This is a genomic window from Nocardiopsis sp. FR4, assembly GCF_009830945.1.
Classification (GTDB): Bacteria; Actinomycetota; Actinomycetes; order Streptosporangiales; family Streptosporangiaceae; genus Nocardiopsis.
This window is the reverse complement of record NZ_VWVV01000008.1, coordinates 237,283-244,013: the sequence shown is the minus strand read 5'-3', so window position 1 is coordinate 244,013 and position 6,731 is coordinate 237,283. Positions and strand designations below refer to the sequence as shown.

Sequence of the window (6,731 nt, the reverse complement as noted above, 5' to 3'; positions counted from 1 at the left end):
AACCTCGCACACTCCCCCCTGCGAAGGGGCTCGTGTGACGGGGCCAAAACAAACTTGGCTTAAAGAAAATCAAACACGCGCTGTTGAGTTCTCAAGAAACAACCGCTCTTCCCGTACAAGCCCGACCAGCCGAAACCGGTCTGTCGCTTTTCCGTGGAAGGCGCTGTGTGCGTTTCCGCTTTGTTGTGCCTTTACTTTATCAGGTGTTCCGTGCCCCGCCAAACCGGCGGTTTTGCCGCTGTGCCTTCCAGCCGTACGGCTTTCCTGCACAACAAGCGTTCGAAACACTGCTTCGAAGTAAAGGCGAGTTCCTCTTTCGAGGCAACTCCCTGAGCTTACATGCTCCGAGCACATGCTCGGACCACGTGGACTCGAGAGGAGGTCTTGTGATGCGGCCCGGTTCCGAGTCGATCCGTCGAAGGATCCTCGCCGTCCCGCAGCGACCCGATCGAGTGTAGGGAACCGATCCGGTGGCGTCAAATCGCCCGGTCGAGGAGCGAACTCCCGTCACCCCGGGCGTTCCACGGAGGTCGAGCGGCCTGCCAGGCCTGCCCGGTCCGCGGGGTGACGCTCTCCAACCCCCACACACCAAGGACCGCGTCTGGCGTTCGTTGGCTTGATTGTCAGGCAAAGGCGATCCTGCCCTGCGGCCCGGCGACCAAACACACGGGCCCCGGATTTCCGCGAGGATTTTTCGTCGGGTCCATGGCCGGCCCCCTGGACGAACCCGCCTGACCAGCACAGAGAACTGGTCAGCGCAGCGAACCAGAGGCCCCGAGGCCGGGAGGCCCGAAGAGCTGATCCACCGGCCCCGCCCTCCGGTGCTTCCCGGGACCTCGTCCCCAGATCCCCGGAGCCCTCGGCCCGTCAGCCGTCAGAGGATCTCCGCCAGCTCCCTCGCCAGTTTGCGGAAGGCGATACCGCGGTGGCTGATCGCGTTCTTCTCCTCCGGGGACAGCTCCGCCGTCGTGCGGCTCTCCCCCTCGGGGACGAACACCGGGTCGTAGCCGAACCCGTTCTCCCCCCGGCGCTCCCGCACGAGGCGGCCGCGCAGCACACCCTCGGCGACGGCCTCGGTGCCGTCCGGCATGACCAGGACCGCGGCGCACACGAACTGCGCGCCCCGGCGCTCGGACGGGGTGTCGGCCAGCTGGTCCAGGACCAGGTCGAGGTTGGCGCGGTCCTGGTCACCGGCGCCGAAGCGACCCGACCAGCGCGCCGACAGCACCCCGGGCATCCCCCGCAGCTCGTCGACGCTCAGCCCCGAGTCGTCGGCGACCGCGGGCAGCCCCGTGTGCGCGGCGATGGCCCGCGCCTTGAGCAGGGCGTTTCCGAGGAAGGTGTCCGCTGTCTCGGGGACCTCGGGGGCGTCCGGGAACGCGTCGAGCGAGAGCACCTCCGCCTTCACCCCGGCGTCGGCCAGGATGGCCCGCATCTCCGGGACCTTCTTCTTGTTGCGCGTGGCCAGGACGATCTTCACGGTTTCCCCTCCCCCGCGGGCGGCGCCGATACGCGTACCGGCGCCCACGGGGTTCACGGCGGTCATTCCGACAGAGCCTTCTTCTGGAGCGCGGTGAGTTCCTCGCAGCCGGAGAGGGCGAGGTCGAGCAACTGGTTGAGCAGGTCCCGGTCGAAGGGGGCGCCCTCGGCGGTGCCCTGCACCTCGACGAACCTCCCGTCCCCGGTGAGGACCACGTTCATGTCGGTCTGGGCGACCGAGTCCTCCAGGTAGTTCAGGTCCAGCCGGGGCTGCCCCTGGACCACGCCCACGCTGACGGCGGCCAGGGAGCCGGTCAGCGGGTTGTTCTTGAGCTTGCGCCGCTTGCGCAGCCACTTCATCGCGTCGGCCAGCGCCACGTAGGCCCCGGTGATCGCGGCGGTCCGGGTGCCGCCGTCCGCCTGGAGCACGTCGCAGTCCAGGGTGATGGTGTGCTCGCCCATCGCCTTGAAGTCCACGACCGCGCGCAGGGAGCGGCCGATGAGCCGGGAGATCTCGTGGGTGCGTCCGCCGATCTTGCCGCGGACCGCCTCACGCGCCCCGCGGGTGTCGGTGGAGCGGGGCAGCATCGCGTACTCGGCGGTGACCCAGCCCTCGCCGGTGCCCCGACGCCAGCGCGGAACACCGTCCTCGACGCTGGCGGCGCACAGCACTCGGGTGTCCCCGAACTCGATGAGCGCGGAGCCTTCCGCGTGGCGGAGCCAGTTGCGGGTGATGGTCACGGGGCGGAGTTGGGTCGGAACGCGTCCGTCAGGTCGGGCCATGGTCAAGAGCGTATCGCCGCCGGGTGTCCTCCGGGGCTGGGAGGCGGGAACCGTCCGTGGCCACGGCCCTGCCGGGAGCCGTGCGCCCCCGCCCCGGCTCAGCCGCCGACCGTGTGCACCTGGCCGCTGCGGGCCAGTCCGATGGGGCCGCCGTAGGTCGAACGCGCCTCGGCGAGCGTGACCTCGTCGTCGTTCCACGGCACCAGGTGGGTGAGCAGCAGGCTGCGGGCCCGGGCCCGGTTGGCGTGGTCGCCCGCCTCGCTCCCGGTCAGGTGCATGTCCTTGGGGTGTTCCAGGTGGTCCTGGAAGGCCGCCTCGCACAGGAAGAGGTCGGTGTCGGTGGCGAGTTCGACCAGGGAGTCGCACACCCCGGTGTCACCGGAGTAGGCCATGGAGGCCCCGCCGTGCTCCAGCCGGATGCCGAAGGCCTCCACCGGGTGGTTGACGTAGTCGACGCGGACGGCGAAGGGGCCGATCCGCAGGGTTCCGGGGGTGAGCTCGTGGAACTCGAACACCTCGGTCATCCCGGGGTCGGGTTCCAGACCGTAGGCCTCGGCCACCCGCTGTGCCACGCCCCTGGGGCCGTAGACCGGGATCCGCGGCTTCGCCCCGCCCGGGTGGAACATCCTGGCCACCCAGTACGAGCACAGGTCGAAGCAGTGGTCGGCGTGCAGGTGGCTCAGGTAGACGGCGTCGACCGAGTAGATGTCGATATGGCGCTGGAGCGCTCCGAGAGCGCCGTTGCCCATGTCGAGCAGGAGGCGGTAGCCGTCCGCTTCGAGCATGTAACAGGATGCCGGGCTGTCCGGCCCGGGGAAGCTCCCCGAGGAGCCGATAATCGTGAGTCGCACGTCGTCGTCGCCTTCTCGATGGGCCGCGCGGCGTCCGTGGCACCCCCGTCGAGAATGTGTGAGGAGTGCGGATGGCGGCTGGTTCTGCGGATGTCCCGTTGTTACGGGTGTACCCCAATGGCCGCCCGGGTGGTACAAAATGTGGCCCGCGTCTCACGCGACCTGGATCACGTGTGAATTTTTCACACTCCTTGACACCGTATGTCCTGTTTGCTCTGAGCACGTTGCGGAGGCGTTGCCCGCCCCTCACCGCCCTGGTGGACCGCACAGCACGAGGGCCGGTGCTCCCCCGCGGGGGAGCACCGGCCCTCGCCCGGTACCGCGTCGCGCCGGGCGACGGGGCCCGGGGCGACGTCGCGTCAGGCCCAGAGCTGGCCGTCGAGCCGCTCCTCGGCCTCCTCCAGGGTGCCCTCGTAGGCACCGGTGGACAGGTACTTCCACCCGGCGTCGGCGATGACGAACGCGATGTCGGCGCGCTCGCCCGCCTGTTCCGCCTTGCGCGCCACACCCATGGCGGCGTGCAGGGCACCGCCGGTGGAGATGCCCGCGAAGACGCCCTCCTTGTCCAGGAGCTCCCGGGTCCGCCTGAGGGCGGCGTCGGAGGGCACGGAGAAGCGGGTGGTGAGCACCGACTCGTCGTACAGCTCGGGCACGAACCCCTCGTCGAGGTTGCGCAGCCCGTACACCAGCTCGCCGTACCTGGGCTCGGCCGCCACGATCTGCACGCCCGGGCGGTGTTCGCGCAGGTAGCGGCCCACGCCCATGAGGGTGCCGGTGGTGCCGAGCCCGGCCACGAAGTGGGTGATCTCCGGCAGGTCGGCGAGCAGCTCGGGACCGGTGGTCTCGTAGTGGGCCCGGGCGTTGGCCGGATTGCCGTACTGGTAGAGCATCACCCAGTCGGGGTGGGCCGCGGCCATCTCCTTGGCCACGCGGACGGCCTCGTTGGAGCCGCCCGCCGCGTCGGAGAAGTGGACCTCGGCCCCCCACATGGCCAGCAACTGCTTGCGCTCGGCGGAGGTGTTCTCCGGCATGACGCAGACCATGCGGTAGCCGCGCAGCTTGGCGACCATGGCCAGGGAGATGCCGGTGTTCCCCGACGTCGGCTCCAGGATGGTGCAGCCCGGGGAGAGCAGCCCGTCCTTCTCGGCCTGCTCGATCATGAAGAACGCGGCGCGGTCCTTGATCGAGCCGGTCGGGTTGCGGTCCTCCAGCTTCGCCCACAGGCGGACCCGCGGCGAGGGGGAGAGGCGGGGCAGGCCGACGAGCGGCGTGCCGCCGAGGGAGTCGAGCAGGGAGTCGTAGCGCATGACCGGCCTAGCGGCTTCCACCGGCGACGGCGGGGAGGACGGTCACGTTGTCGCCGTCGGAGAGCTCGGCCTCCAGACCGCCGACGAAGCGGACGTCCTCGTCGTTGAGGTAGACGTTGACGAAGCGGCGCAGCTTGCCACCGTCCACCAGGCGCTCCTCGATGCCCGGGTATCGGCTGTCCAGGTCGCTGAAGAGCTCGCCGAGCGTGGCACCGGAACCCTCGACGACCTTGGCGTCGTCGGTCAGGTTGCGCAGGATGGTGGGGATGCGGACCTCGATGGCCATGAAGGTGTCTCCGTTAGCGGTCGTTGGTGTGCGTTCAATGCCAACAGGGGGCACCCGGCGCCCATTCCTGGACACCGCCCCCGCCTGGTGCGGAACCTACCGGTCCGCCTCGGTCCCGGGTTCGGCCCCGGTGACCTCCACCGGCTCCTCCGTGACCTGGCCGTCGACGATCCGGTAGGAGCGGAACTCGACGGTGTCGGGCTCGCGGGTGGACACGAGCACGTAGTGGGCGCCCGGCTCGGACGCGTAGGAGATGTCGGTGCGCGAGGGGTAGGCCTCGGTCGCGGTGTGGGAGTGGTAGATCACCACCGGTTCCTCGTCCCGGTCGTCCATCTCCCGCCAGACCCTGAGCTGTTCGAGGGAGTCGAAGCGGTAGAAGGTCGGCGACCGCTCGGCGTTGATCATCTCGACGAACCGCTCGGGGCGGTCGGAGCCCTCGGGCCCCGCCACGATGCCGCACGCCTCGTCGGGGTGGTCGCGGCGGGCATGGGCGACGATCTTGTCGTAGATCGAGCGATCAATCCTCAGCATGTGTCCAGGGTACCCAAATCCAGTTCCCTACCAACCAAATGGGTATTGTTGGTGTGCGATGTGGATCACCCTTCCCCGGCGGGACTGGGGCGCCTCCCGGGCGCGTGCCGGGCACGGTCTAGGCTCGTGCCCATGAGTGAGGACATCAGCAGCGCGCTGCTCACCGACCACTACGAGCTGACGATGCTCCAGGGTGCACTGCACAGCGGCGCCGCCGCACGCCGGTCGGTGTTCGAGATGTTCGCCCGCCGCCTGCCCGAGGGGCGCCGGTACGGCGTCGTGGCGGGAACCGGCCGCTTCCTGGACCTCCTGGAGAGGTTCCGTTTCGGCCGGGAGGAACTCGACTTCCTGTCCGACCACGGGGTCGTGGACGAGCCCACCCTGGAGTGGCTGGCCGACTACCGCTTCTCCGGGAACGTGTGGGGCTACGGCGAGGGCGAGGCGTACTTCCCCGGGTCGCCGATCCTGGTGGTGGAGGCCCCCTTCGCCGAGGCCGTGCTCCTGGAGACGCTGGCCCTGTCCGTGTACAACCACGACAGCGCGATCGCCTCGGCCGCCACGCGCATGGCCGTGGCGGCCGGCGACCGCCCGCTGATCGAGATGGGCTCGCGCCGCACCCACGAGCGGTCGGCGGTGGCGGCGGCGCGCGCCGCCTACGTGGCCGGGTTCGCCACCTCCTCCAACCTGGAGGCCGGGCGCACCTACGGGGTGCCGACCGGAGGGACGGCGGCGCACGCGTTCACCCTGCTGCACGACAGCGAGCGGCACGCCTTCAGAACCCAGTTGGAGTCCCTGGGCGCGGGAACGACGCTGCTGGTGGACACCTACGACGTGGAACGCGCGGTGCGCACCGCGGTGGAGCTGGCCGGGCCCGAGCTGGGCGCGGTGCGAATCGACTCCGGTGACCTGGCCGCCCACGCCGCACGCGTGCGCGAGCAGCTGGACTCGCTGGGCGCGACCGGCACCCGGATCGTGGTGACCGGCGACCTGGACGAGCACGCCATCCAGGCCCTGGCGGTGGCCCCGGTGGACGGCTACGGAGTGGGTACCTCTCTGGTGACGGGCTCGGGCGCTCCGACGGTGTCCCTCGTGTACAAGCTGGTGGCGCGGGCCCGGGGCCTGGAACCGGACTCCCCCCTGGAGCCGGTGGCCAAGCGCTCGGTCGGCAAGCCCAGCCGCGGCGGCCGCAAGTGGGCGGTGCGGCGCCTGGACGACCGGGGCACGGCCGTGGCGGAGGAGATCTATCCGCATCCGCCGGCCGAGCAGGTGGGGACGCGCCCGCTGCTGCGCCCCCTGGTCGCCGACGGCGAGGTGGTGGGGCGTGAGACGGTGCGGGAGGCCCGGGAACGGCACCTGGCGACGGTGGCGGAGCTGCCCGAGGAGGCCCTGCGGATGTCGCGCGGTGAGGCGGCCCTGCCCACGGTGTTCCGCTAGCACGGCGTTCTGTTGGCACGGTGTCCCGCCGGCACCGCCGACGGCGCGGACGACGAACGA

Annotated in this window: 7 protein-coding genes; 1 reads left to right on the top strand and 6 read right to left on the bottom strand. The window is 70.4% G+C overall.

The window, feature by feature from the left end; translation table 11 throughout:
* Positions 1-874 precede the first annotated feature (874 nt).
* From rdgB to FYW95_RS10455, 6 genes are all read right to left on the bottom strand, one after another.
* The gene (gene rdgB, locus FYW95_RS10480) at positions 875-1,480 is read right to left on the bottom strand and encodes an RdgB/HAM1 family non-canonical purine NTP pyrophosphatase (RefSeq protein WP_159943168.1); all 606 of its coding nucleotides are present in this window, start codon (positions 1,478-1,480) and stop codon (positions 875-877) included.
* Positions 1,481-1,542: 62 nt separating this feature from the next.
* Complete coding sequence (gene rph, locus FYW95_RS10475) at positions 1,543-2,262, bottom strand: ribonuclease PH (protein ID WP_159943068.1); 720 nt, start codon at positions 2,260-2,262, stop codon at positions 1,543-1,545.
* A gap of 98 nt (positions 2,263-2,360) precedes the next feature.
* Positions 2,361-3,113, bottom strand: a complete 753-nt coding sequence (locus tag FYW95_RS10470; RefSeq protein ID WP_159943069.1) for an MBL fold metallo-hydrolase — start codon at positions 3,111-3,113, stop codon at positions 2,361-2,363.
* Between the two features lie 359 nt (positions 3,114-3,472).
* Positions 3,473-4,420: a PLP-dependent cysteine synthase family protein gene (locus FYW95_RS10465; RefSeq protein ID WP_159943169.1), complete on the bottom strand. Its 948-nt coding sequence runs from the start codon at positions 4,418-4,420 to the stop codon at positions 3,473-3,475.
* Between the two features lie 7 nt (positions 4,421-4,427).
* Complete coding sequence (locus tag FYW95_RS10460) at positions 4,428-4,706, bottom strand: MoaD family protein (RefSeq protein WP_159943070.1); 279 nt, start codon at positions 4,704-4,706, stop codon at positions 4,428-4,430.
* 96 nt (positions 4,707-4,802) lie between these two features.
* Positions 4,803-5,237: a M67 family metallopeptidase gene (locus FYW95_RS10455; RefSeq protein WP_159943071.1), complete on the bottom strand. Its 435-nt coding sequence runs from the start codon at positions 5,235-5,237 to the stop codon at positions 4,803-4,805.
* A gap of 132 nt (positions 5,238-5,369) precedes the next feature.
* On the opposite strand from FYW95_RS10455, the gene FYW95_RS10450 reads away from it, so the two are divergent.
* On the top strand, positions 5,370-6,671 hold the full coding sequence (locus tag FYW95_RS10450) for a nicotinate phosphoribosyltransferase (protein WP_159943072.1): 1,302 nt from the start codon (positions 5,370-5,372) through the stop codon (positions 6,669-6,671).
* Positions 6,672-6,731: the final 60 nt, after the last annotated feature.

What these genes read in the sequence shown, in the direction of transcription:
- rph (WP_159943068.1), bottom strand. Translation starts at nt 2,262, where the DNA reads ATGGCCCGACCTGACGGACGCGTTCCGACCCAACTCCGCCCCGTGACC.
- FYW95_RS10465 (WP_159943169.1), bottom strand. Translation starts at nt 4,420, where the DNA reads ATGCGCTACGACTCCCTGCTCGACTCCCTCGGCGGCACGCCGCTCGTC.
- FYW95_RS10460 (WP_159943070.1), bottom strand. Translation starts at nt 4,706, where the DNA reads ATGGCCATCGAGGTCCGCATCCCCACCATCCTGCGCAACCTGACCGAC.
- FYW95_RS10455 (WP_159943071.1), bottom strand. Translation starts at nt 5,237, where the DNA reads ATGCTGAGGATTGATCGCTCGATCTACGACAAGATCGTCGCCCATGCC.
- FYW95_RS10450 (WP_159943072.1), top strand. Translation starts at nt 5,370, where the DNA reads ATGAGTGAGGACATCAGCAGCGCGCTGCTCACCGACCACTACGAGCTG.